The sequence below is a fragment of the Mangrovivirga cuniculi genome (assembly GCF_005166025.1).
In the GTDB taxonomy this organism is placed as follows: Bacteria; Bacteroidota; Bacteroidia; order Cytophagales; family Cyclobacteriaceae; genus Mangrovivirga; species Mangrovivirga cuniculi.
Genome location: NZ_CP028923.1, coordinates 506532 through 532186, shown reverse-complemented (window position 1 = coordinate 532186; position 25655 = coordinate 506532). Strand labels below are relative to the sequence as shown.

Annotated in this window: 18 protein-coding genes and 2 tRNA genes; 5 read left to right on the top strand and 15 right to left on the bottom strand. The window is 37.5% G+C overall.

Features of this window, described 5'->3' with window-relative positions; translation table 11 throughout:
- The first annotated feature begins 62 nt into the window (after nt 1-62).
- A complete protein-coding gene (locus DCC35_RS02470) occupies nt 63-2207 on the top strand; it encodes a protein-disulfide reductase DsbD family protein (RefSeq protein WP_137089298.1) in 2145 nt (714 codons plus the stop codon).
- A complete protein-coding gene (locus DCC35_RS02465; protein ID WP_137089297.1) occupies nt 2194-2583 on the top strand; it encodes a septal ring lytic transglycosylase RlpA family protein in 390 nt (129 codons plus the stop codon). Before DCC35_RS02470 ends, DCC35_RS02465 begins: the two co-directional genes overlap by 14 nt.
- Before the next feature lie 49 nt (nt 2584-2632).
- On the opposite strand, the gene DCC35_RS02460 is transcribed toward DCC35_RS02465, so the two are convergent.
- The 5 genes from DCC35_RS02460 to mutS all read right to left on the bottom strand — a co-directional run bounded on the left by DCC35_RS02460 (nt 2633) and on the right by mutS (nt 9738).
- Nucleotides 2633-3628 carry an AAA family ATPase gene (locus DCC35_RS02460; RefSeq protein ID WP_137089296.1) on the bottom strand — a complete coding sequence of 332 codons (996 nt, stop codon included), beginning with the start codon at nt 3626-3628 and terminating at the stop codon, nt 2633-2635.
- A gap of 179 nt (nt 3629-3807) precedes the next feature.
- Nucleotides 3808-6675, bottom strand: a complete 2868-nt coding sequence (locus tag DCC35_RS02455) for a M16 family metallopeptidase (protein ID WP_246070126.1) — start codon at nt 6673-6675, stop codon at nt 3808-3810.
- Between the two features lie 126 nt (nt 6676-6801).
- Nucleotides 6802-6889 (bottom strand) — tRNA-Leu (locus DCC35_RS02450).
- A 78-nt stretch (nt 6890-6967) separates the two neighbouring features.
- Nucleotides 6968-7040: transfer RNA gene (locus DCC35_RS02445), tRNA-Gly, on the bottom strand.
- Nucleotides 7041-7131: 91 nt separating this feature from the next.
- Nucleotides 7132-9738 carry a DNA mismatch repair protein MutS gene (mutS, locus tag DCC35_RS02440; protein ID WP_137089295.1) on the bottom strand — a complete coding sequence of 869 codons (2607 nt, stop codon included), beginning with the start codon at nt 9736-9738 and terminating at the stop codon, nt 7132-7134.
- Nucleotides 9739-9831: 93 nt separating this feature from the next.
- Between mutS and DCC35_RS02435 the strand changes: the two genes are divergently transcribed.
- Nucleotides 9832-10365, top strand: coding sequence for an RNA methyltransferase (locus DCC35_RS02435; RefSeq protein WP_137089294.1), 534 nt, complete (start codon nt 9832-9834; stop codon nt 10363-10365).
- A gap of 12 nt (nt 10366-10377) precedes the next feature.
- Here DCC35_RS02435 and DCC35_RS02430 read toward each other — a convergent pair whose 3' ends face one another.
- The 6 genes from DCC35_RS02430 to DCC35_RS02410 form a co-directional block, all read right to left on the bottom strand.
- Complete coding sequence (locus tag DCC35_RS02430; RefSeq protein WP_137089293.1) at nt 10378-11115, bottom strand: hypothetical protein; 738 nt, start codon at nt 11113-11115, stop codon at nt 10378-10380.
- A gap of 124 nt (nt 11116-11239) precedes the next feature.
- Nucleotides 11240-13039: an acyl-CoA dehydrogenase family protein gene (locus tag DCC35_RS02425; RefSeq protein ID WP_137089292.1), complete on the bottom strand. Its 1800-nt coding sequence runs from the start codon at nt 13037-13039 to the stop codon at nt 11240-11242.
- A gap of 17 nt (nt 13040-13056) precedes the next feature.
- On the bottom strand, nt 13057-14226 hold the full coding sequence (locus DCC35_RS02420; protein ID WP_137089291.1) for a thiolase family protein: 1170 nt from the start codon (nt 14224-14226) through the stop codon (nt 13057-13059).
- 36 nt (nt 14227-14262) lie between these two features.
- A complete protein-coding gene (locus DCC35_RS02415; RefSeq protein ID WP_137089290.1) occupies nt 14263-16668 on the bottom strand; it encodes a 3-hydroxyacyl-CoA dehydrogenase/enoyl-CoA hydratase family protein in 2406 nt (801 codons plus the stop codon).
- 4 nt (nt 16669-16672) lie between these two features.
- Nucleotides 16673-16804 (bottom strand): hypothetical protein, encoded by a 132-nt coding sequence (locus DCC35_RS21670; RefSeq protein WP_317128972.1) that lies wholly within the window; start codon nt 16802-16804, stop codon nt 16673-16675.
- Complete coding sequence (locus tag DCC35_RS02410) at nt 16804-17124, bottom strand: MarR family winged helix-turn-helix transcriptional regulator (RefSeq protein WP_317128971.1); 321 nt, start codon at nt 17122-17124, stop codon at nt 16804-16806. Before DCC35_RS02410 ends, DCC35_RS21670 begins: the two co-directional genes overlap by 1 nt.
- A 220-nt stretch (nt 17125-17344) precedes the next feature.
- Between DCC35_RS02410 and DCC35_RS02405 the strand changes: the two genes are divergently transcribed.
- Nucleotides 17345-17836, top strand: a complete 492-nt coding sequence (locus DCC35_RS02405) for a GNAT family N-acetyltransferase (RefSeq protein ID WP_137089289.1) — start codon at nt 17345-17347, stop codon at nt 17834-17836.
- A gap of 13 nt (nt 17837-17849) precedes the next feature.
- Here the strand turns inward: DCC35_RS02405 and DCC35_RS02400 are convergent, their stop codons facing one another.
- The 4 genes from DCC35_RS02400 to DCC35_RS02385 all read right to left on the bottom strand — a co-directional run bounded on the left by DCC35_RS02400 (nt 17850) and on the right by DCC35_RS02385 (nt 24241).
- Nucleotides 17850-18149 carry an SCP2 sterol-binding domain-containing protein gene (locus tag DCC35_RS02400; RefSeq protein WP_137089288.1) on the bottom strand — a complete coding sequence of 100 codons (300 nt, stop codon included), beginning with the start codon at nt 18147-18149 and terminating at the stop codon, nt 17850-17852.
- Between the two features lie 52 nt (nt 18150-18201).
- On the bottom strand, nt 18202-20295 hold the full coding sequence (gene recG / locus DCC35_RS02395; RefSeq protein WP_137089287.1) for an ATP-dependent DNA helicase RecG: 2094 nt from the start codon (nt 20293-20295) through the stop codon (nt 18202-18204).
- Between the two features lie 37 nt (nt 20296-20332).
- Nucleotides 20333-22417: a GAF domain-containing protein gene (locus DCC35_RS02390; RefSeq protein WP_137089286.1), complete on the bottom strand. Its 2085-nt coding sequence runs from the start codon at nt 22415-22417 to the stop codon at nt 20333-20335.
- A 93-nt stretch (nt 22418-22510) separates the two neighbouring features.
- Nucleotides 22511-24241 (bottom strand): Na/Pi cotransporter family protein, encoded by a 1731-nt coding sequence (locus DCC35_RS02385; RefSeq protein WP_137089285.1) that lies wholly within the window; start codon nt 24239-24241, stop codon nt 22511-22513.
- A gap of 240 nt (nt 24242-24481) precedes the next feature.
- Between DCC35_RS02385 and DCC35_RS02380 the strand changes: the two genes are divergently transcribed.
- Nucleotides 24482-25636 (top strand): Na/Pi symporter, encoded by a 1155-nt coding sequence (locus DCC35_RS02380; protein ID WP_137089284.1) that lies wholly within the window; start codon nt 24482-24484, stop codon nt 25634-25636.
- Nucleotides 25637-25655: the final 19 nt, after the last annotated feature.

The following is a 25655-nucleotide window of genomic DNA, read 5'->3' as shown; positions in this document are numbered from 1 at the left end:
AAGATACAGGGTGCTTACATTAGGCACCCTGAACTATTAAAACCCGGTTTTAAAAAGTGTACATGAAAAATATTGCTATTGCTTTTGCCCTGATATTATTAAGCTCTTTATCAGCAAATGCGCAAATTATCCAGCCAGCCAAATGGAACGTTTCAATTGACAACAAAAACGTAAATGTTGGCGAGACGGTAACACTAAAGTTTACGGCTAATATAGATGCCGGTTGGTACTTATATTCTTCAGATTTTGATCCTGATTGTGGTCCGGTAGTCGCTACTGTTAGCCTGACTGATTCAGAATCATACGAGGCTGTAGGACCATTAAAAGCTCTTGATCCCAAGTCAAAAATGGATGAGATCTTTGGATGCGAGGTAAAGTACTTTAAGGGCAAGGGAGAGTTTGAACAGACGGTCAAAATATCATCGACCGTTGAGTCAATAACCGGTAGTATAGATGGCCAGGTATGCTCCGATGAAACTGGTCAATGCATATTGGTGACAGAGGATTTTAACCTGTCGGTTAATGTAACTGGAAAAACTGAAGATAAATCAGATAATATAAGTGAAGGCATTAATGAGCAATCTGAAGGCAATATTGCACAATCTACAGGTGATGATGAGATTAATGAATCTCAGCCACAAAAATATGAAATAACCCAGCCGGTCAACGAAGAAAATGTCGGTATTGACCAATCATTCATAGTTGGGGAAAGAGATGGCTTATACGTAAAAGATTTTCCGTCTTTCTTTACAGATGATGTAAAGCCAGAGCAGGAAAATAAAGGCCTTCTTTTGTTTATGGTCGTCGCGTTTTTAAGTGGATTAGTAGCCTTACTTACTCCATGTGTATTCCCAATGATTCCAATGACGGTTTCATTTTTCACTGGCAAAGGCAGTAAGTCAAAAGCTATCCGTGATGCAATGATATATGGTATTTCGATTGTAGCAATATACACAGTTATAGGTGCAGCACTTTCTCCATTTATGGGACCTGAGACAGCAAACCATCTGGCGACAGAATGGCTTCCAAATGTTATCTTTTTCCTGGTGTTTTTAGTTTTTGCAATATCATTTTTTGGAGCATTCGATATTGTACTACCGTCAAGCCTGGTTAATGTCATGGATAAGAAAGCAGACAAGGGAGGATTTCTTGGTCCGTTTTTCATGGCTTTTACTCTCGCTTTAGTTTCATTTTCATGTACAGGCCCGATAGTTGGTTCTCTATTGGTTGAGTCTGCCGGAGAAATTGGCATTAAGCCGATTGCCGGAATGTTTGCTTTTGGATTAGCTTTCGCTATACCTTTTACCCTTTTTGCAATATTTCCTAACTGGTTAAGTTCACTCCCTAAGTCAGGAGGGTGGTTAAACTCTGTAAAAGTTGTACTTGGTTTTATTGAATTAGCACTGGCTTTTAAATTTTTAAGTGTTGCAGATCAGGCTTTTCACTGGGGATTATTAGACAGAGAAATTTACCTTGGCATCTGGATCGTGATTTTTACCTTAATGGGCTTTTATCTCCTGGGGAAAATTCGGTTACCACATGATAGTCCAATGGATAAAATTGGTGTGGGAAGATTTTTATTTTCCATCGTTACGTTCTGGTTTGTTATTTACCTGATTCCGGGGATGTTTGGTGCACCATTAAAAGCACTAGCAGGATATTTACCTCCTATGCACACACATGATTTTAATTTAGTGGGCATGATAAAAGGAGAAGAAGAAACAGGCCCTGATGCTAACGTAAAATATTCAGACTTCCTTCATTTGCCTCATGGCTTAGATGGTTATTTCGATTATGAGCAAGCTCTTGCTGCATCCAGAAGAGAAAACAAACCGATTTTCATCGATTTTACTGGTCATGGATGTACCAATTGCCGTGAAATGGAAGCTGTGGTATGGTCAGATCCCAGAGTACTGGAAAGGCTAAAAGAAGATTATATTCTTCTTGCACTATACGTTGATGATAAAACAGAGCTGGATAAAGAAGAATGGTATATTTCCGCATTTGATGATAAGGTTAAGAAAACACTCGGTAAACAAAATGCAGATATCCAGATTCAGCGTGCCAATAACAATGCTCAGCCAAACTATATTCTTCTGGATACAGATCAACATGCATTGGTACCTCCTGTAGGATACGATAAAGATGTTGAGAACTTTATAGACTTTCTTGATCGCGGTAAAAAAGCATTTTATGAAAAAAAATAACCTCTTTATTCTGATAATATCAGGCCTGTTCCTGTTTTTATCTAACGAAGTAACAGCTCAGGATTCTGATTTTTCAAAGCACACTGAAGAAGGTATTGCTTCTTATTATCACGATAAATTTACCGGCAGGTCAACAGCATCCGGAGCTAAGTACGACCCTAAAAAATTAACTGCTGCTCATCCAAAACATCCCTTTGGAACAGTTTTAAAAGTTACAAACCTGAAAACAGGAGAAAGTGTAAATGTCACTGTCAATGATAGAGGCCCGTGGGTTAAAGGAAGAGTAGTTGATATTTCAAGAGTTGCTGCAGAAAAGATTGGATTAATTAGAGCAGGCTTATTAAAAGTAAGAGTCGAGGTTATTAGCTTTCCATAAAAAAAGGCTATCATTCAGATAGCCTTTATTTTTTTATATAAAGTACTAACTAATTAATCGGAACTTTATCCAGTACAATATCAATAATATCCTGCGTTGAGACATTATCAGCTTCCGCTTCATAATTCAACAAGATTCTGTGACTAAGTACATCATGAGCTACTTCCTTTATGTCTTCAGGAAGAACATAATCTCTCTGATTAAAGAAAGCAACTGCCTTCGCCGCCAGGTTTAAGTTTATACTTGCTCTTGGTGATACCCCAAACTGAACATAATTAGCTACATCAGGCATGTTATACTCAGCAGGCCTCCTTGTAGCGAATACTAATTCAATTATATATTTTTCAAGTTCTTCAGAAATAGATACAGAATTAACTTCTTCTCTTATCTGAAAAATTTCCTCTTTCGTTAGAACTGTTTCTACCGTTTGATTGAATTGAAGGTTAGACATTCTCTTCATGATTTCCAATTCGTCTTCCTTACTAGGATAATCAACATAAACCTTCAGCATAAACCTATCGACCTGTGCTTCCGGAAGAGGGTAAGTTCCTTCCTGGTCTACCGGGTTTTGAGTAGCCATAACAAGGAATGGCCTGTCAAGCTTATAGGTGTTTTCACCTATCGTAACCTGCTTCTCCTGCATTGACTCCAGTAATGCTGACTGTACTTTCGCTGGAGAACGGTTGATCTCATCTGCTAAAATAATATTAGCAAAGATCGGCCCTTTCTTAGTTTCAAACTCTGCCTTCTGCTGATTGTAAATCATTGTACCAATAAGGTCAGCAGGAAGAAGGTCCGGTGTAAACTGGATCCGCTTAAAATCTAAATGTAGAACATTAGCTAATGTACTAATGGTTAAAGTTTTCGCTAGACCGGGCACACCTTCCAAAAGAATATGTCCGTTTGTAAATAATCCGATCAATAATCTATTGACCATTTTATGTTGGCCAACGACAACTTTATTAACCTCAGAAAACACTCTCTGGATTTTTTCCTGGTGTTCCTGAATCCTATCTTGATTTATGGCATTTTGATTTTCTTCCATAATTTCTGATCATCCAATTTAGAAAGTAACAAAGATATAAAAGATTGAGAATTATACTCTTCATAATTCTTTATTATCCTTTTTAAAAGCACCTGGAATATGCTCTTTTAACAAGAATTAACCTAAAAAAAACAGGCATCTCTTAAAGGAGATGCCTGTTATATCAAAATCTATTTCAATTATTCTGTTCCAGAATCAGCTTCCTTCTTTTCAGGATTCCACTCTACAACATTATAACCAAGATCTTTTATCTTATCCATTAAGCTTGCCTTGTCTCCAACAACAACAACTGTTAATTTGTCATATGGAATATATTTTTTAGCAAGGGTGTTAAGCTCCGCAGCTGTAACATCACTAATGATCTTAGCTTGCTGCTTTACATAATCTTTTGGAAGATCATACTCCTGAATTCGGCTTAAATATCCTGCCTTTTGGAAAGGAGTTTCATACTTCAATGCATCACGCTGTGCAACTGACTTTTTCATAAAAGCCAATTCTTCTTTCGTAATACCGTTGTCTGCGTAATCTTTTAACTCCTTCATGATTTCAACAAGTGCACTATCAGTAGCATTACCTTTAATACCGGCAGAAACAGTAAACGGACCTGGTACATCAGATGCTGAGAAGTAAGATCTCGCTCCATAAGTCCAGCCTTTATCTTCTCTCAAATTGAGGTTTATTCTGGAATTAAAAGCTCCACCTAGTGGGTAGTTCATCAAGGTAGTCTTGAAATAAGGGCCTGTAACATCGTACTTGAGGTCACTTACATAACCAACTCGGATCTGACTTTGAGGAGCTCCTTCTTTGTCAACAAAGTAAACTGTTGTTTTGTCAATATCAGGAGTAGCCGGCAATTCAGGAACTTCTACACCAGTATTCTTCCAGTCTTTTAAGAAAGAAAGACTTTCTAATGCTTCTTTTTTCTCTACATCACCAACAACTGTAATTGAAGCCAATCCTGCAGAATAATTCTTTTCGTAGAATGCCTTCACATCTTCCAGAGTAATATTTTGTAAAGTAGCAATATTACCTGAAGAAGGAAGAGAATATATATGACCTTCTCCGTAAAGTAGTCTGTCAAATATGTTGCTTGCTATTGATGAAGGGTCTTTTAATGAAGCCATTACCCCTTCAAATTGCTGTTTCTTCAATCGTTCAAATTCTTCCTGAGTAAACTTTGGTCTGTAAAGAATCTCTTCAGCAAGCTCTAGCGTTTTATCCAGGTTTTTACTCAATGTTTGGATAGTCATCTGAGAAGAGCTTGATCCTGCACTAACACTAACAGAAGAACCTAACTTTCTTAATTCTTCCTGAATTTCTTCAGCAGTATAGTTCTCAGTAGATTCATTCATTAAAGAAGCTGTTAATTGAGCAACACCTGCTTTATCCTGCATTTTAGATTCCATTCTTGCGCCACCTTCAATTTCAATAAGAATAGCCACTGTTGGAACTTCATCACTTTTGGTACCGATCATTTTGATACCATTATCCATTTTCGAAGTCCAGAAATTTGGTACTGGTACTAATGGAGCTTTTCCGCTTTCAGGTTGTTCACTTCTGTCGAAAGAATCTTTCTCAGGAGTTCTCGCACTTATCTTTGAATAATCAGTAGTTGGATATGGATTATCTCCTTCAGTTTTAGGCTCATAATTATTCGCTTGAGCAGGAGGTGTATTTGCATCAGGAACAACGCTTAAATAAACAGCATTCTTTCCTTTAATGTATTTATTATAAACACGCATTACATCTTCCTTAGTAACGTCAAGATATCTTTGAAGGTCTTTTCCTATATAATCAGCATCATCAGCAAAAGTTTCATACGCTGCAAGTCTGCTTACTTTACCTCTTACAGAAGTCAGACCATTGATGAAACTACTCTCATAAGACGCTCTGATTTTCTCAATATCCTCATCTGAAACTCCTTTTTCTTCGAAGCTTTCGAAGATTATCTTTCTCATTTCAGTCTCAAAATCAGATAGACTTCTACCAGGGTAAGGTAAAACAAAGAATGTCATTTCACCTGCTAATTCAGAAGAATTATGAAATGCGCTACCCTGAATAGCTTTTTGAGTTTTTACAAATTCTTTATAAAAGAATGATTTTTTTCCTGTTCCGAATAGCTGTCCTAAATAATCAAGCGCCGGCTCATCTTCGTGATAAGCAGGAACTGTTGGGAAAGTTACGATTAAAGCAGGGAAACGAATATTCTTATCTTCGTAGTGAACATAACGGTCTTCATCAACTGAAATAGGTTCGATTTCAAGATCGTCAACTTCAGGACCAGTTGGGATGGTTCCGAAATATTTTTCGGCCATTTTTACTACTTCTTTAGTATCAACATCTCCACCTACTGTTAAAACAGCATTGTTAGGACCGTACCATCTAAGGAAGAATTTTTTCAGGTCTTCAACATCAACTCTGTCAAGATCTTCTAATTTACCAATAGTTAACCAGCTATATGGGTGGCCATATGGGTAGAGTGACTCTGCTTGTAACTCTCTGAAAAGTCCGTAAGGAGAATTATCGTATCGTTGTTGCTTTTCGTTTTTTACAGTTTCACGCTGAACTTCAAATTTCTTTTGTGTTACTGCAGGAAGTAAGTACCCCATCCTGTCAGCTTCAAGCCAAAGCATAGTTTCGAGCTGATTACTTGGTACAGTTTCAAAATAATTTGTTCTGTCACGGTTAGTCGTACCATTTAAAGTACCTCCTGATTCAGTAACAATTTTGAAGTGCTCTTCGTCAGCTACATTTTCAGATCCCTGAAACATCATGTGCTCAAAGAAGTGAGCGAAACCTGATTTTTTGATTTCCTCTCTTGCTGATCCTACATGGTATGTAACATCAACATGAACTAAAGGATCAGAATGATCTTCATGTACAATTAGAGTTAATCCATTTTCAAGCTTGTATTTCGAGTATGGAATGGTTAGCTCTCCGTCTTTCTTTTCCACTTTTTCGATTAATTTGGTCTGGGCAAAAGTAGACCACGAAAAAAGTATCAAAAAGGCCATTAAAGCCTGTTTGGTTGATAATGATTTATACATTGTGATTCTAATTTGATTGCAATAACAAAAATAACCAAGAATACGGTCAGAGTGTTTGAATAATATTTAAATGGTAGATAAACTAGATGAGTGGAAAAAACAAAAGCCCTCATTTCTGAGAGCTTTTGGTACCAGAGGCGGGACTTGAACCCGCACGGCCAAGAAGGCCACAAGATTTTAAGTCTTGCGTGTCTACCAATTCCACCACTCCGGCATAGACTAGATTCCTAGTCTGTTAATACGGTAGAAAAAAAAATTGAGAGAAGTATCTCTCAATCGAAGTGCTATTTTGAGCGAAAGACGGGATTCGAACCCGCGACCCCGACCTTGGCAAGGTCGTGCTCTACCAGCTGAGCTACTTTCGCTTGTAATTCCCTTACCGTTTGAAAGGGACTGCAAATATAATACACGATATGTATTTTTCAATACCTTGGGATAAATTTTTAATGAAAAATATCAGTCTTTTTTCATCATCATCTTTATCTCATTGAGTTTCAGCAGGGCTTCTACCGGAGAGATCGTATTTATATCTAATCCATCTATCAAACCTTTTACTTCTTCAAAGGCCGGATCTGCTTCAAACATGCTTAACTGAAAATTATTTTTTGGAACAGAAGCGATTTTTTCTTTTTCGTTTTTACTCAGTTTGTCCTTTTCTAAATGCTGAAGAATTTCGTGAGCCCTTAAAACAACCTGGTTTGGCATACCTGCTAGTTGCGCAACATGAATACCAAAACTGTGTTCACTTCCTCCCTCTTTTAATTTTCGCATAAATATGATCTTGTTGCCAACTTCTTTTACGCTAACATTAAAATTCTTAATCCCGCCAAAATCATCAGCTAATTGATTTAGTTCGTGATAATGAGTGGCAAATAAAGTTTTAACCGGCAGGTCATTATTATGAAGATATTCTACTATAGACCATGCTATTGATATGCCATCATACGTACTCGTGCCCCGTCCGATTTCATCCATTAATACAAGCGAGCGATCACTAAGGTTATTTAATATGCTTGCAGTCTCGGTCATTTCAACCATGAAAGTTGATTCTCCCTGAGACAAGTTATCCGATGCCCCTACCCTGGTAAATATTTTATCGACGATTCCTATTTCAGCTGTTTTGGCAGGAACAAAGCACCCGATTTGTGACATAATGACTATCAGAGCTGTCTGCCTCAACAATGCGGATTTACCGGCCATGTTAGGTCCTGTAATAATTAATATCTTATTGTCACTATCATCCAGGTAAACATCATTCGGAACATATTCCTCACCTATTGGTAATTGTTTTTCAATTACCGGGTGACGACCCTCTTTAATATCAATATTTCTGTGGTCCATGATCTCAGGCTTTACATACTTCTCTTTTAAAGCCAGGTAGGCATAAGAAGCCAGGCAGTCAAGCATAGCAAGTACTCTTGCGTTTTCCTGAATCTGGGCAACATATTCTGCCGCAGTCCTGATCAACTCATTGTATAGATTGTGCTCTATTACATGAAGCTCATCTTCCGCGTTTAAAATTTTATCTTCATACTCCTTGAGTTCTTCCGTTATGTATCTTTCAGAATTAACAAGGGTCTGTTTTCGGATCCATTCTGGTGGAACTTTATCCTTATGGGTATTTGTTACCTCCAGGTAATATCCAAATACTTTGTTATAGGCAATTTTTAAAGATGGAATACCGGTTCTTTCCATCTCACGTTGCTGGATCTGAGCAAGATAGTCCTTTCCAGAAAAAGCAATTTTTCGCAATTCATCCAGCCTTTCGTCAACACCTTCTTTAATTACATTGCCCTGCGTGGAATTTAAAGGCGGATCATCTGCCAATTCGGTCGTAATCTTCTCAAGAAGTGTCTCACATGGGCTTAATCTTTCAGCAATTTTTTGTAATTCAGTCTCCCCACTTGCCTCAAGTAAAGAAATTATCGGTTGAGTATTCTCAATGGATTTTCTAAGCTGTACCATTTCACGTGGATTGATACGCGCAACAGCAACTTTTGAGATTAATCTTTCAAGATCATTGATGTTTTTTAAATGGGAAATAACTCCTTCTCTGAGCTTTTCATCTTTGACCAATAGCTCAACCCGGTTTAATCTTTGCTTTATTAAATACTCATCTTTTAACGGTAAAACGAGCCATTTTTTTAATAATCTGGCTCCCATCGGGGAAACAGTTTTATCAAGTATATCAATTAAGGGTACTCCGCCAGGTTGTTGTGGTGCAATTAATTCTAGGTTTCGTATTGTAAATCTATCCAACCAGACATACTTCTCTTCTTCAATCCTTGAAATTGCAGAAATATGTGCCAGATCCTTATGCTCAGTATCTTCGAGATATTGCAAAATGGATCCGGCAGCAACTATACCGTGCTCCATCTCCTCAACTCCGAATCCCTTTAACGAATTAGTCTTAAAATGATTGGTAAGCTTTTCATAGGTAAAGTCATATTGATATACCCAGTCTTCGAGAGTGTACGTATTATACCGTTCAGAGAAACCCTGATCGAAGTTCTTCCGCTGAGCCTTATTGTATATAATCTCGGCCGGAGCAAAACCCTGAATCAGTTTTTCGGCATACTGCTTATTTCCCTGGGTTGTAAGAAACTCTCCTGTGGAAAGGTCCAGAAAAGCTACCCCCCATGAATCTTTATTAACGTGAATAGATGCCAGAAAATTATTCTTAGATCTGTCGAGTACATTATCATTAAATGACAACCCTGGTGTCACAAGCTCTGTTACCCCTCGTTTTACAATTCCTTTTACAGATTTTGGATCTTCAAGCTGATCGCATATTGCCACCCTATGCCCTGATCTAACTAATTTTGGAAGGTAAGAATCTAATGCATGATGAGGAAATCCCGCTAATTCAATTTTAGCTGCGGCACCGTTTGACCGTTTGGTCAAAACTATATCCAGTACTTTTGCAGCAGTAACTGCATCTTCTCCAAATGTCTCATAAAAGTCCCCAACTCTGAATAAAAGCATTGCCCCAGGATACTTGGCTTTAATCTGGTTATATTGCTTCATTAAGGGAGTTTCTTTCCCAGCGCTTTTACCTGCCATACCTTCTCAATTAAATTAGGATGTTGTAGTTTTGCTTACTCAAACATCAAAAATAAAAATAATTAACGACTATATAGCCAGGTATTTAAATTTATGCGAAAGTTAAAGACACAAGAGCTAAACAGATTGTCTCCGGATGAGTTTGAAAAGGCAGAAAAATTTCCGCTAGTTTTAGTTCTGGATAATATCAGGAGCATGAATAATGTCGGATCATGCTTTAGAACTGCGGATGCTTTCAGGCTTGAAAAATTATTTCTTTGTGGCATTACAGCCAAACCCCCACACAGGGAAATACAAAAAACTGCTCTTGGAGCAACAGAAACAGTCACCTGGCAACATGAAGAAAATGTCTCTGATGTAATTAAAGAATTAAAAGACGATGGCTATAAAGTTTATGCTCTTGAACAAGCCGATAAAAGTACGATGCTGGATAAGTTACCAGATAATAATGAGAAAATAGCCCTTGTCATCGGTAATGAAGTCTTTGGTGTATCAGATGATGTTATTTCTGAAGCAGACATTGTTGTGGAAATCCCTCAATTTGGTTCAAAACATTCTTTCAATGTTTCTGTCGCTACAGGAATTGCTGTTTGGGAAATTGTCAGGAAAAATGGCTGGCTCAATTAAATAAGCATTTTTTTAATTTAACGAATATTCAATCAATTCATTTTGTGAGGTTTCGGTCTCTCCTGTATCTTCATTTACCACTATTTCCGTTTCAGTCAAAATTATTCCGACTTCAGGTGCAAAGTAAAACCGGGTAACAGGTAGTAAGCTTTCAAATTCATCGAATAAAAAAGGTAGGTTAATCGTCTGTTCCACTGCTATTACTTCATCAAAGGTCCCTGCTTCAGTAGTTAGACTTATTCCTTTTTCAACCATTTCAAATATTACTTCTACATCTAATTCAATACCTTCAATTAATTGGCCATCAAACTCAATGCTATTGAGGACAAAATTATAGTTCCACGTCTCACCAACATTTTTGTCCGACATCAATAAAGTCACTTCACTTTCTGCCTGAGAAATATCAGCAGAAAACTGTAGAAAATCCTCGGCATATATGATGTAATCAGCTCCCTGCTTTCTGGCATACAGTGTATCTATTCGGTTGCCTGAATTATCTGTTGTTTCAATCATGGAATATGAATTTCCATCTAAAACATGATCTGACTTTATTACTGTATTGGTCAATTTTTCTTCATCACTAATCGTTTGATCGCTATTCAGATCTTCTCCATAAACCCAATAATTTCCAACATCCAAAGGAAAATAATCCAGGGTGGTTTCGGGAGTTTCTTCATCATCTTTACACGACTGTGAAATGATCACGACTGAAGCAAGAAGAAAAAATTTGAGGTAACTTTTTATAGACATTGAATTCATGATTCTAATTTACAAAATATAATTCAGCTCAAAACAAAACAGCCACCTATTTGGTGGCTGTCATTGGGAGCACATAGTTTCTTTTAAAGAAACATGCAATTAAAAACAGTTATCTTTAGAAAGGAAGTTTGTTAGACTTTAACACTTCCCCGGCTATTGCTCTTCTTACTTCTTTATAATTTATCGGATCAGCTTTAGTAAATCTCTTCAGACCCATTAGCATTACCTTTTGTTCGTCACCTGAAACAAATGAACAGATCGCTTCATGTCCTGCAGTTTTGATCTTATCGATTGCCAATGCAAGATATAATCTACTCATGTTGATCTGGAATTGAGCAGCTTCTTCACCTAAAGTGTTGATAAGCTTCTCGGTTCTTAATAACGCAGATTCAGCTGCATAAACCTCGATCATGACATCGGCAAGATTCATTAGGATTTCCTGCTCTTCATCGATCTTATTCATGAAAGTCTGGGCTGCTTTACCACCAACCATCAAGAATACTTTCTTTAGGTTTTTAAGAACGTGGTACTCCTTGCCAAAGTAGCTATCGCCATAGTCTACATTGAAATCAGGAATTCCGGTAAGCTCTTTAGAAATGGCCATTGCAGGTTCCATCAAATTGATCTCACCTTTCATAGCTCTTTTCAATAACATCCCTACCATCAACATTCTGTTGATCTCATTGGTACCCTCATAAATTCTGGTAATTCTTGCATCCCTGTATGCCCGGGCCATCGGAGCATCTTCAGAGAATCCCATACCTCCGTAGATCTGAACACCTTCGTCTACACAGTAATCAAGAACTTCAGAGCCATGAACTTTGGAGATGGCACACTCGATAGCAAATTGCTCAATACCTTTAAGCTTTGCCTCGGCGTCTTCCATGCCACCATCTTTAAGAGCATTCATCTGATCTTCGATATCCTGACCGGCACGGTAGTTCAATGATTCAGTTGCATAAATCATCGATGCCATATTGGCCAGTTTATGCTGTATAGCTCCAAAGTTACCAATGCTTGTACCGAACTGCTTTCTGTCATTTGCATATTGGGTAGCAAGGTTGGCAGTTTCTTTCATTCCACCTATTCCACCAACTCCTAGCTTAATACGACCAATGTTCAAAATGTTCACTGCAATTTTGAACCCATTTCCTCGCTCTGAAAGCATATTCTCAACAGGTACTTTCACATCATTAAAGAATACCTGTCTTGTTGATGACCCTTTTATACCAAGCTTCACTTCTTCGTCATTCATTGAGATACCATCCCAGGTACGCTCAACTATAAACGCTGTTAAGTTTTTATCATCTTCGATCTTAGCGAAAACAATTAGAAGGTCAGCATAACCACCATTAGATATCCACATTTTCTGGCCAGTGATGCTATAATGTTTTCCATCATCAGAAAGAACAGCTTTAGTTTTTCCGCTGTTTGCATCAGAACCTGCATCAGGTTCTGTCAGACAGTAACACCCAATCCACTCACCGGTAGAAAGCTTCGGTAAATATTTTTGTTTTTGTTCTTCAGTACCATAGTATAATATTGGAAGAGTACCAATACCTGTATGCGCACCATATGTTGTTGAGAAGGATCCGCTGGCTCCCAATACATCAGCAATTAGCATTGATGTATTAAAACTCATACCTAATCCACCGTATTCTTCAGGAATAGTAATTCCCAATAATCCAAGCTCTCCTGCTTTTTTCAATAATTCAGCTCCAAGCTCGTATTCGCCTTTTTCAAGCTTTTCCATTCTTGGTGCAACCTCATGCTCATAAAAATCACGAGTAGCAGCAGCCATCATCTTTTGCTCTTCGCTGAATTCTTCGGGAGTAAATATATCTTGTGCCTTTGTTTCTTTAATAAGAAACTCGCCTCCCTTAATTGCTTCTCTTTTTTCTGTTGTTGTAGACATAATAGTGTTTTTTTGGGTTATAACATTTCGTAAATACCTGCTACACCCTGGCCTCCACCGACACAAGCTGTAACCATTCCGTATTTTTTATTTCTTCTTTGTAATTCGTTGAATAATTGAACAGATAATTTCGCTCCTGTACATCCTAATGGGTGCCCAAGCGCTATTGCTCCACCATTCACATTTACCTTATCCATATCAAGGTCAAGGTCTCTGATTACTGCAAGCGATTGAGTAGCAAACGCTTCATTTAACTCAATAAGATCTATGTCGTCTTTCTTGAGTCCTGCCATCTTAAGAGCCTTTGGCACTGCTTCCACAGGTCCGATACCCATAATACGTGGGTCTACTCCTGCTGTCGCATAAGTAACCATTCTTGCAATCGGCTCGATATTCAGTTCTTTGACCATTCGTTCACTCATCACCATAACGAAGGCTGCTCCGTCAGATGTTTGAGATGAATTACCAGCTGTTACGACTCCATTTGCTTTAAATACAGGCCTTAAACCGCTTAGAGCCTCTACAGAAGTCCCTTCTCTTGGACCTTCATCAGTATCGTGAACAAACTCTCTTGTTTTCTTTTTATCTCCGTCCAGATAAGTTTCCTCTACTTTGATCGGAACGATCTGATCTTTAAAATGTCCTTTTTCTATAGCATTAAGAGCTCGCATGTGTGAGTTATAAGAAAACTCATCTGCATCTTCCCTTGAAATATTATAGTCTGAAGCTACCTCCTCAGCGGTAATACCCATACTTAAATAATATTCCGGAGTCTGAGAGGCTATTTTGTAGTTTAATGCCGTTTTATAGCCCATCATTGGTACCATAGACATTGACTCAGTACCACCAGCGATGATACAATCTGCCATTCCCGCTTTGATTTTTGCTGCAGCCATTGAAATAGTTTCAACTCCTGATCCACAGTAACGGTTTACAGTACATCCAGGAACATTTTGAGGGAGAGAAAGAAGAGAAATCATTCTTCCGATCTGCATCCCCTGTTCTGCTTCCGGTACTGCACAGCCCACAAACAGATCATCAACTTTGCTTGGATCAAGATTAGGAACCTGAGAAACCAGGTGCTTGATCACTTCAGCAGCATAATCATCAGGTCTGGTAAATCTCAGACTTCCCTTACCGGCTTTACCCACTGCTGTTCTATATCCTTTTACTATATATGCTTCCATGTTAGTTTTGTCTTTTACTGATTAATTAAACGATTATTAATTTCTTAAAGGTTTCCCTTTGAACAACAAGCTTTGAATTCTTTCGAGCGTTTTTCTTTCAGCTGTCAGGCTTAAGAAAGCTTCTCTTTCAAGCTCTAATAAATAATCTTCTGATACAGTTGTCGGAGAAGACAAATCTCCGCCACTCATTACATATCCGAGTTTTCGTGCGATTTTTGCATCGTGCTCAGAGATATAATTTCCGTAAAGCATACCAGTGATTCCCGCTTCGAACATTGCCATGGCAGTTTTACCATGTACTTTAATGTCCTCTCGTTTAACCGGCATTACATAACCAGCATCGTGCATTTCAAGAACTTTGTCTTTCGCATCAGCCAGCAATCGTGATCTGTTATATGTATAAGCGTCTTTAGTCTGAATGTAATTCAGGTATTCAGCCTCTTTTGCAGAAGTACTTACTTTTGCCGTAGCAATATTCATAAATGACTCCTGTAGTTTATTAAGCTCCACATCGCCTTTTTCATATAAGTCAGAAGTTCTGAGAACCATTTCTTTGGTTCCTCCACCGGCAGGAATTAATCCTACTCCAAACTCTACAAGACCCATATAAGTTTCAGCATGTGCCTGGATCACGTCTGAGTGAAGTGAAAGCTCACATCCTCCTCCTAATGCCATTCCTGAAGTTGCAGCAACTACTGGAATTGATGAGTAACGAACTCTCATCATCGTTTTCTGGAATTGTGAGATCATCAAGTTAATCTCATCATACTCCTGATCTGTCGCGAACATGAATAACATTGCAAGGTTAGCACCAGCTGAGAAGTTTTGACCTTCATTACCAATAACTAAACCTTTATAATCCGCTTCAGCTTTAGCAATTGCAGTATTAATTCCTTCAATTACTTCACCGCCAATAGCATTCATCTTAGTATGGAACTCTAGACAAAGAACATCATCTCCTATATCATATAATGTTGCTCCATCATTTTCCCATACTACATTGTTGCCTTTAAAGCTATCTAGTAGAATAAGTTCTTCAGTTCCAGGAATAACTTTATATGACTTTGAGTCGATGTCATAAAAAAGCTTTTGTCCGTTTTCTGATTTGTAGAAAGACTCGTTTCCGGCTTCAACCATGTCATAAACCCACTGAGCAGGTTTCATTGACATTTCTTCCATTTGTGAGATAACATCTTTAACTCCGATCGCATCCCACATTTCAAATGGACCTAATTCCCAACCGAATCCAGCACAAACGGCTTGATCAATTTTATAAAGCTCGTCTGCTATTTCCGGAATTCGATTTGAACAATATTTGAATGCGTCATAAGATGTTTTCCTGTAAAATTCCCCGGCTTCGTCCTTAGCATTGTGCAAAAATTTTAGACGTTCTTTTAGGTCGTCTATTTCTTTTGCTTTTTTGGTTGATGAATAAGATGGCTTAGAACCTTCAACGTATTCATATGTATCAAAATCGACTTCAAGGATTAATCTTTTACCATTTTCATCCTTAGTCTTTTTATAATATCCTTGTTTTGTTTTATCTCCCCACCATTTACGATCATATAATTCCTTTACAATATTAGGGAGCTTAAATGTATCGCGACTCTCATCATTTGGAAGACCTTCATAAAGATTGTTAGCTACATTAACTGTAGTATCCAAACCAACAACATCCATTGTACGGAAGGTTGCCGATTTCGGACGACCAACAAGTGTCCCCGTAAGCTTGTCAACTTCACCCACTTTAAGACCCATCTCCTCAACAGTATGCATTGCTGACATCATTGCATAAATACCAATACGGTTTGCAATAAAAGCCGGAGTATCTTTACATAATACTGTTGTCTTTCCTAAATAAAGATCTCCATAATGCATAAAGAAATCGATGATATCCTGATCAGTTTCAGGAGTAGGAATGATTTCCAGTAGTCTTAAATATCTTGGAGGGTTGAAAAAGTGTGTACCGCAAAAGTGCTTTTTAAAATCATCTGACCTTCCGTCTAGCATCAGGTGAATAGGGATTCCTGAAGTGTTACTGGAGATCAGTGTGCCTGGCTTACGGTACTCTTCTACCTGATCAAATACTTTTTTCTTGATATCCAGGTTTTCTACGACTACCTCAATTGTCCAGTCACATTCACTGATCAATTTCATGTCGTCAGACAAATTACCTAAAGTAACTTTGGACGCATCCTTTTTGTCATACAACGGAGCAGGCTTTGACTTAACAGCAGTCTGAAAAGCCTCGTTAACTATTCTGTTTCTTACAGCTTTGTCTTCTAATGTAAGGCCTTTGGCTTTTTCCTTTTCCGTCAGTTCTCTGGGAACGATGTCCAAAAGTACTACCTCGACACCGATGTTAGCAAAGTGGCATGCGATTCTGGATCCCATAATACCTGATCCAAGTACAGCTACTTTCTTAATTGATCTGTTCTTCATGTTTTTAATGGGAGTTTGTTTCTTTGTAAATGTTGTTTTCTTCTATGATCGTTAGTATTTGTTGCATTACTTCGATAAAAACTTCCAGTTTCTCGGGAGCGACCTCATCGTAAACTGCATAATTGAACGCTTTCACTACCCTTTTTGACACTTCCTTTTTTCCTGTCCTAAAGGTGTTAAAACTATTCTTACAGAACGCTTGTCATGCTCGTCCGGAACTCTTTCTATCAATCCTTTTTCCTCCATGCTTTTAAGCATTCGGGTGAGGCTTCGGGATTCAAGACCCATCAAAGGAGCGATTTTGGTTGCAGGTGTTCCTTTTTCTGTGTCTATATTCAACAATACGAATCCGATCGACGTCGTGATGTCTTCCTTTACCGCCTGATGGTTATACATACGAGCAATCGCATGCCAGGCAGTCTTAATGTAGTAATCTACACTATCAGTTTTCTTCATGGGGGTTAATTTCAATAGTCTTCAAATATATAAAATTTTATTATGCATGCATAACATAATTAAAAATTTTTTTAGATTAAATTTTTGTTAAATCAGACCATTTAATATAAAGTATGGCCATACCACCAAGGGAAGCAATAATATTTTGATTGTAAAAAATTAGTTGTATTAATAAGAAACCTGCTTTTTATGTTTTCCGGTATTTTAATTAACATTAAGGATGGTAGAAATCAGAGATGGCAAAATAGAAGATATCCCTCAGGTATTCGAATTGGTAAATGAATTAGCAGTTTACGAAAAAGCTCCCCATGAGGTCGATAACTCGATCGAAGAAATGATAAAAGACGGTTTCGGTGATAATCCGTCATTTGGATTAATTGTTGCTGAAGACACGTCGATAAACAAAATAATAGGCATCGTTATTCACTACATCAGATATAGTACTTGGAAAGGCCGATGTTTATATCTTGAAGATTTAATCGTGACCGAAAAACGTCGTGGAGAAGGTCATGGGTTGAAGCTTTTCAATGCTTATGTTGAAAAGGGGCAGCAATTAGGCGTTAATCAAATGATGTGGCAGGTATTAGACTGGAACACTCCGGCAATAGAATTTTATAAAAAGCTCGGGGCTAATATTGAAACCGAATGGTATAACTGCAAACTTGAAAAAGACGGAATAGAAACCTTTTTTAATAACAAAGCCACCAAATAATGGTGGCTTTTGATTAGTTTACTAATTGGGTCAGCTTCATTGCTACTCCCATATTTCCATCGATCTTGATTTTTCCACTCATTACTGCCATCATCGGGTTTAAATTCCCTGTAATCAGCTTCTCAAAATCATTTAGTTTCATTTTAATGTTACAATCTGCTTCCTTATCTTCATTAGTAACTTCCATTGGCTGCTGATCACCATCAACATGTATAACGCCTTCGGGAAAAGTAAATTTGATTTTATTTCCTAATGGCTCTGAAGATTTAGCTGCTTTTGATTGAATAAACTCAGTTGCTTTATTGAAATCCATCTTTTGTATTAATTAATTAAATGCACCACTAATTTAGTATGCATGTCGAATATTAGCTAATTCTACTCCAATTAAATACGTTTTTTTGCTGTGACTCGACTTGTTTTCGAATCAGGTAATTTTCTTTTAAGGTCAGGTCCGGGTCGGTTTTCATCAGGCTGGAAGCTGCTTCTTTTGCTAGTTGGACAATTTTCCCATCCTTAGCTAAATCTGATACTAAAAGATCGAGGACCCCACTTTGCTGGGTACCCATTAGGTCTCCGGGTCCTCGTAACTGCAGGTCCACATCAGCTATTTCAAAACCATCAGTCGTTCTTACCATAGTATCTAGTCTCTTTCTGGCCTCTTTACTTAACTTGTAACTTGACATTAGTACGCAATAACTTTGTTCAGCTCCACGTCCTACCCTACCTCTTAATTGATGTAATTGTGCAAGACCAAATTTTTCTGCATTCTCAATAACCATCACCGTAGCATTTGGAACATTGACGCCAACTTCGATTACAGTAGTAGCCACCATAATCCTGGTCTCTCCCTTTACAAACCGCTGCATTTCAAAATCTTTATCTGCGGGCTTTTGTCTTCCATGAACAATGCTGATCTGATAATCCGGAAAAGCTCTTGAAATACTTTCAAAGCCATCCATCAGATCTTTATAATCTAATTTTTCTGATTCTTCGATGAGGGGATAAACAATATATACCTGTCTGCCTGCTTCAATTTCCTTTTTAAGAAAAGCATTTACTTTTAACCGGTTTGCATCATATTGATGGATAGTTTTAATCGGTTTTCTTCCTGCTGGTAATTCATCTATAGAAGAAATTTCCAAATCACCATATAAGGTCATTGCCAGGGTCCTGGGTATTGGGGTTGCAGTCATAACAAGAATATGTGGAACTGCCCTGGTGTTTTTTTGCCAAAGCTTCGCTCGTTGTGCTACTCCAAACCTATGCTGCTCATCGATAATTACCAGGCCAAGATTTTTAAACTGAACAGTATCTTCTATTAGGGCATGTGTTCCGACCAAAATATTCAACTCTCCGGACATGAGGTTTTCATGAATTCGGGTTCTTTCACTTTTCTTTGTCGATCCTGTAAGTTTTTCTATTGATATTCCCAGCTCATCTGCAAAAGGCTTTAGTCCCCTGTAATGTTGATCTGCAAGAATTTCCGTTGGAGCCATAAGCGCGCATTGGGCATTATTATCAATCGCTAACAATGCTGAAACAAATGCAACGATTGTCTTTCCACTACCAACGTCTCCCTGAAGCAACCTGTTCATTTGCTTTCCGGATTTAAGATCGCGGTATATTTCTTTTATTACCCTTTTTTGAGCATTCGTTAACTCAAATGGAAGGTGATTTTCATAAAACTCAGTTAAGAGATTTGTTTTGTCAAGAACCAGCCCTTTAAATGCATCCTGCCTGTGCAATTTGAGTTTCATTAGTCTCAGCTGAATATAAAACAGCTCTTCAAATTTCAATCTGTAACGAGCCAGCTGAAGTTTATTCTGATTTGCGGGAAAGTGAATATGCCTGATGCTTTCTGCCTTTCCCGGTAGATTGTAATCACCTCTTAATTTCTCAGGAAGGGTCTCAGGAATTTCATTTAAAGCTCGTTGTAATAAGTTTCGAACAATCTTTGAAATTCCTTTACTGTCGAGATATTTTCGCCTGAGAAGTTCAGTGCTGCTATACACCGGTTGCAGGCCTTTCTGTTTGTCTGCGGTAGCTTCTGATTCAAACTCGGGATGCGCAATACTAACTTTGCTGCCATATCGGGCTACTTTACCATAAACTATATAGTTAACTCCGGGTTTTAATGCTTTTTTCACCCAGTTAACCCCTTGAAACCAGGTTAATTCAAGGTTCCCGGTGTGATCTCTAAACTCTGCAGATAATCTCTTTTTTCTTCCTTCTCCTACCATGTCAAAATATCTAATTGATCCACGCAACTGTACAGTTTCTCCTTCTTTATAATAGCAATCGGAAACGGTATGAAACACTGATCGGTCCTCATAGCGAAAAGGATAATACTGTATGAGGTCTGCGTATGTGAAGACCCCTAGCTCCTTACCTAAAAGTGCCGCTTTTTGAGGCCCTACCCCTTTTACAAATTCAATGCTGGTTTGAAAAAATTTTGACATGCATCAGGAAAAATTCTTTGCAGGTCATAAAATTACATCAATCATTGGATAATAAAAGAGATCCGCTATCAAATAGATTTTGGATTGCATCATCAATATCTGAAAAATTGTACGGGTTGATTAACCAGATAAGAAGACGTTCATCTTTAATTTCTACCGGAAACACCCTGAGATTAACGACAGTATCTTTAGACATCCCGCTTAGTTCAATTTCAATTTTCTTATTCTCAGATTGGCTAAATCTCACAGTATTTAGGTAATCAGAAACTTTTTGTCGGTCTCTTTTGGTTATATAATCAAATACCTTTTCTTCTGGATCATTTGTGCCTATTGTATTTTTAAACCAGGTGTTTGCAAACCTTATATTTTTCATGCTGTCAGTAATGACTAAGCCTTTAAATATCTTTTCGATAACTTTAATTGCAGCCGAATCTGCCAGATCCGAGGATACTGGTTTGCCAACAGACTTATTTTTTGATTCCAATAATTCCTGATAATATTCAAGAGTCTCTCTTCGCTCTCTTTGTAAGGAAGACAAGTGAAGCTCTGAGGCTAATCGTGTTCCAAATTCCTGAAGTAACTTCTCAGTTATTTCGTTGGTTCGCTTTAAAAATCCTAATTCTAAAATTCCTTCAACTTTATTCTCATGAATTAAGGGAATAATAATCAGGTAAGCTGGTTTAACCTCACCCAGGCCGGAAGTAATATTCATATAATCAGAAGGAATTTCCGTGCGGTAAATCGGTGTTTTCTCAATCCATACAGCTCCTAATAATCCCTGACCTTTGCTAAAAGAGTTTGAGACATATTTCTTCCTTGAAAACGCATAACAGGATATCATCTTCATTTCCTCCAATTCGTTTTCTTCAGATAAACTGTAAATAGCCCCCAGTTTCGCGTTTGAAATTTCAACAATCGACTTTAGAGTATCGACATAATTATCATCACCAGTAGTTTTAATGGTTGCTAATAACTTATTAAGTTGCTCTGAATACCAATTTCTTTTTTCAATTTCTTCTGAAGATTTTTCGAGTTCCTTTTGAGCATTTCTGGAAGCCAGAAGGCTTTCTTCCACAGATAAATACATATTACGAAAGCTTTTCACCAGGCTACCCAGCTCATCGTTTTTGTAAAGTTCTTCGAACATGTTCTTTTCCAGCTTCTCCCCAATGTTATATCCTTTTATTAACTCGTTTAGCTTTTTGACCGGCTTAGTAATTACTTTATTAAATCGGTTGGCCAAAATGAATGAGAAAACCAGAAATGATATAAGGGAACTTATTATTATAATTCTGTTTGTGTTCTGCCTTCTGTTGATAATAACAGACAGTTTGTGCTCGATTTCGCTAATTACCGGTGCAAAAGATGCTCTGGCATATGCTAATTCTCCTCTTAAACCGTCGTTTTTTGTAAGGCCAATTTCCTTTTCAATATCGACTATATCAATAAAATGCTCAACGTAATTATCTATAATGCGGATTTTATACGCACCACTGTCACCATCATTGGTATTGATATAATTCTTAAATTTTTGAGAGGTAGAGTTTATTTTATCGATATAAGAAAGGTCTTTTCTTAACATGAAGTCTTTCTCATGTCTTCGTAATGATAAAGCAAAAATTTGCTCCTGTGTATCATCAAGAGCCTGAAGATCATGGACATAGTCTCGCATTACTCCTTCGAGACCATAATCTTTAAAACCGCGAAAATGAATTTTTGAAACTAGCTTTTGTAAGGTCTGGCTATAGGTAACCACAGCTTGTTTTAAGTTTTGTGTTTCTCGAAACAGGTCTTCTGATCGAATAATTTCAGATGCCAGCATCGAATCCAGAAGTCTTGCTGATTTTTTGAGGTTCTGATTTGCAAGAATTATTTCGCTACTGCTTTTTGTTTTAAGAAACTTTTCATCTTTTCTGCCTTCAAGCATAAATCTGGATTGAGCGTGGGCAGCAGTCTCGACGTAATAACTCGCTTTATTAAAAGCTTTTTCTACTTGATTTAGTTTGTTTATTTCCTGACGATTGATCAATAATATCACTCCTATGATCAACACAATTGAAATAAACCCAAAAACGTATAATAAAATTTTAGCTTGCAGGCTCTGTTGAATCTTTGCCTTCATCTCTATCCCCTTGAATTAGTTTAAAAAATCAAATTCAAAAATAGAGCTGTAAGATTACGGTGTAATTTCGCCTAATTTAAGAAATTGTTAATATTAGAAGTCTTCATCGAGAATTTCATCCAGATCAAATTTTTCACCAGCAAGGGCAAGGTTAACACTAAAAATTTGATCAGCTACACGCTCTAATCCCTGGTAAATATCTCTGAACAGAATACCTGATTTAACCTCATAAGTAGGGTCTTCAACAACACGCATTTGTGATTTGCGTATTTTCTTTCTCAGTTTGTTGATTTCCTGTTCTTTCTTTCTGGCTTCTTTTATATCGATTGAAAGAGAACCTTTTTCAAGGTTATTCAGCATGATATCAAAGGCTTCTTCCACATGGTCTGATAATTCAGCCAGTTTTTTCTTTTGCTTATTATCCAGTGATAATTTCTTTTTATACAGGCGATGTATGTTTTTGGAGATTTCTAAAATACTATCTCCTACTCTTTCAAGATCATTGGTAACGCTATGGATTATCACAACTTTTGCAGAGGTATCAACATTCAGTCTTCCTTCAGAAAGCCTGACAAGATATGCTGTAATCTCTTCCTCGAACCTGTCCGTCAGGTCTTCCATTTTTTCTATTTTTTCATAGAAGGCCAGGCTTTCCTTAGTTTTAGCACTTTGCTGCTGATCTTTGAGCTTGGTAAACATTTTACGGGTTATCGCTCCAAAGCGTGAAAGTTCTTTATGAACTTCGATCAATGAAAATTCCGGAGTACGCATCACCTCACTACCGATATAAGATAATCGGAATTCTTCTTCTGCCTCTGCAGTAGCTTTAGCCGGAGTTAGCCTTACCACCACTTTTTCTATTTGATTTACGAACCAAATTAGAAGAAAGGTATTCGTAATATTAAATAAAATATGAAATAACGTAAGAGCCCAGGTCACTGACTTAACAGCGACAAAAGGAGAAGGCTGCTGGAACCAATTAACCATTATATGATCCACTAAATTTAAAAATGGATAGTATAATAAAAGCATCCAGATAACACCAAAAATATTAAATATAAAATGCGCTCGCGCTGCTCTTTTTGCATAAAGATTTCCGACTGTGGCTGCTATATTAGCGGTTATAGTTGTACCAATATTCTCTCCTAATACCAATGCTGCAGCGATATCAAAAGTAATCCATCCCTGGTCGCACATAATTAGTGTAATGGCCATTGCTGCACTCGAAGACTGAACAACTATTGTAATCAGAGTACCTATAACAATAAATAGAAGGACACTGCCATAACCCATGTCACTTACGTTCTGAATCCACTCAAGAGCTTCAGGGTTTTGCTGTAGATCGGGGACACTGTTTTTAAGAAGGTCAAGGCCCATAAATAAAATTCCAAATCCGAATAGAAAATCCCCAAGGGACTTATATTCATTTCTTTTGGAAAACATTAAAGGCAGACTGATTGCAATTATGGCAAGGGTATAATCTGAGATGCTAAATTTAAATCCGAAAAAGGTAATTATAACCGCTGTGACTGTAGTACCTATGTTGGCACCCATAATAACGCCGATTGCCTGCCTAAGAGTTAGTAAGCCTGCATTAACAAAACTTACTATCATTACCGTGGTGGCTGATGACGACTGGATTAAAGAAGTTGTAACAAACCCGGTAACCACTCCTCCAAGGCGATTTGATGTCATATAACCTAAGATGTTCTTAAGCTGATCTCCCGCAAGGTTTTGAATACCTTCCGACATCACCTTCATTCCATATATAAAAATTCCCAGAGACCCCAGGATTGCAAATAAGTCTAAAATACCAAATTGCATACTATCGATTTCTTTACAGCTGCAAATCTAAACATAGAATTGGAAAACCAATGATTAAATTATTGTTAATCCAGACTTGTTAATTAACATTTAGTTAACATTAAATTTAAAAACCAGTGATTTATCCCTTTTGAACATAATTAAGGGAGGATTTGTTAACATTTATTTTATCTTCCTGCTGAATATGATTTAACAATCATAAATTATCTTTGCAGCCATTACTTTGGAAGTATTCTATCAATGAACAACAAAAAAGTCCATACTTATTACGCAATAATCATTGCCAGCCTTATAATATTCTTTTTTACACTGAATATTATGGCTTCATCACTGCGTTTATTAAGCCAGGACACAATTAATTCTTTGATAGAAGCGACAAGTAACCCTTTTATCGGGCTTTTTATTGGCCTTATCTCGACAGCAATTATTCAAAGCAGTTCCGCGGTAACCAGTATTATAGTAACAATGGTTGCAGCGGGTACGATCAGCTTCCCTAGTTCTATACCGATTATTATGGGCGCAAATATTGGAACCACTCTCACGAGTACCCTCGTTTCAATAACTTTTGTAAACCAGAAAAATAAGTTTAGAAGAGCGATTGCTGCTGGTACAGTCCACGATATGTTTAATATTCTGGTAGCGGCAATTTTATTCCCGTTAGAAATGACTACCGGATTATTAAGTCAGTTGACTCAAATGATCTCAAACTCAATTCAGGTTCAAAGTAGTAAACTGATCTTTACTAATTTTTCCTTCATTACAAGTAAGAATGTTGTTTCATCTTTTATTCTTAGCTGGTTTGACAGTTACATTTTATTATCAGTGCTTTCCTTTATTTTATTACTGGTTACAATTAAGCTTCTAGCTAAATACGGTAGCCTTGTATTGATTGGGGAATCTAAGGAAAAAATGCAGAAGTACTTTTTCACAAATCCTTTCAGATCATTTATCTGGGGCACGGTGATAACTGCAGGAGTACAAAGTAGTTCGGTAACAACTCCTTTAGTTGTTCCATTGGTTGCTACGAGAAAGATTTCAATGAGCCAGGGTTTTGCCTTCGTAATGGGTGCAAATATAGGTACGACAATCACTGCTCTGTTAGTAGCGATTTTTACAGGTGGTGCCGCGATCAATGTTGCTGTTGTTCATTTATTATTTAATTTATTTGGGGTCATTTTATTTTTACCAAATAAGATGTTCAGGCAGATCCCTGTTGTATTAGCAGAAAAATTAGGTAAGCTTACCGGGCAGTACCGAATTGCCGGGTTTATCTATATTATTTTTATATTCTTTTTACTTCCCTACACCCTGATTTATTTTTCTCAAAAATCAGATAACTCTGCAATCAATGACAGAATTGGTTCATATCACGAACAAAGAGTAGATAACTACTAGTTACCAGATAACGTCTTTC

What these genes read in the sequence shown, in the direction of transcription:
- DCC35_RS02455 (WP_246070126.1), bottom strand. Translation starts at nt 6,675, where the DNA reads ATGTATAAATCATTATCAACCAAACAGGCTTTAATGGCCTTTTTGATA.
- mutS (WP_137089295.1), bottom strand. Translation starts at nt 9,738, where the DNA reads ATGGCAGGTAAAAGCGCTGGGAAAGAAACTCCCTTAATGAAGCAATAT.
- DCC35_RS02435 (WP_137089294.1), top strand. Translation starts at nt 9,832, where the DNA reads ATGCGAAAGTTAAAGACACAAGAGCTAAACAGATTGTCTCCGGATGAG.
- DCC35_RS02465 (WP_137089297.1), top strand. Translation starts at nt 2,194, where the DNA reads ATGAAAAAAAATAACCTCTTTATTCTGATAATATCAGGCCTGTTCCTG.
- recG (WP_137089287.1), bottom strand. Translation starts at nt 20,295, where the DNA reads ATGTCAAAATTTTTTCAAACCAGCATTGAATTTGTAAAAGGGGTAGGG.
- DCC35_RS02420 (WP_137089291.1), bottom strand. Translation starts at nt 14,226, where the DNA reads ATGGAAGCATATATAGTAAAAGGATATAGAACAGCAGTGGGTAAAGCC.
- DCC35_RS02390 (WP_137089286.1), bottom strand. Translation starts at nt 22,417, where the DNA reads ATGAAGGCAAAGATTCAACAGAGCCTGCAAGCTAAAATTTTATTATAC.
- DCC35_RS02380 (WP_137089284.1), top strand. Translation starts at nt 24,482, where the DNA reads ATGAACAACAAAAAAGTCCATACTTATTACGCAATAATCATTGCCAGC.
- DCC35_RS02430 (WP_137089293.1), bottom strand. Translation starts at nt 11,115, where the DNA reads ATGTCTATAAAAAGTTACCTCAAATTTTTTCTTCTTGCTTCAGTCGTG.
- DCC35_RS02400 (WP_137089288.1), bottom strand. Translation starts at nt 18,149, where the DNA reads ATGGATTTCAATAAAGCAACTGAGTTTATTCAATCAAAAGCAGCTAAA.
- DCC35_RS02460 (WP_137089296.1), bottom strand. Translation starts at nt 3,628, where the DNA reads ATGGAAGAAAATCAAAATGCCATAAATCAAGATAGGATTCAGGAACAC.
- DCC35_RS02425 (WP_137089292.1), bottom strand. Translation starts at nt 13,039, where the DNA reads ATGTCTACAACAACAGAAAAAAGAGAAGCAATTAAGGGAGGCGAGTTT.
- DCC35_RS02405 (WP_137089289.1), top strand. Translation starts at nt 17,345, where the DNA reads ATGGTAGAAATCAGAGATGGCAAAATAGAAGATATCCCTCAGGTATTC.
- DCC35_RS02470 (WP_137089298.1), top strand. Translation starts at nt 63, where the DNA reads ATGAAAAATATTGCTATTGCTTTTGCCCTGATATTATTAAGCTCTTTA.
- DCC35_RS02415 (WP_137089290.1), bottom strand. Translation starts at nt 16,668, where the DNA reads ATGAAGAACAGATCAATTAAGAAAGTAGCTGTACTTGGATCAGGTATT.
- DCC35_RS02410 (WP_317128971.1), bottom strand. Translation starts at nt 17,124, where the DNA reads ATGAAGAAAACTGATAGTGTAGATTACTACATTAAGACTGCCTGGCAT.
- DCC35_RS02385 (WP_137089285.1), bottom strand. Translation starts at nt 24,241, where the DNA reads ATGCAATTTGGTATTTTAGACTTATTTGCAATCCTGGGGTCTCTGGGA.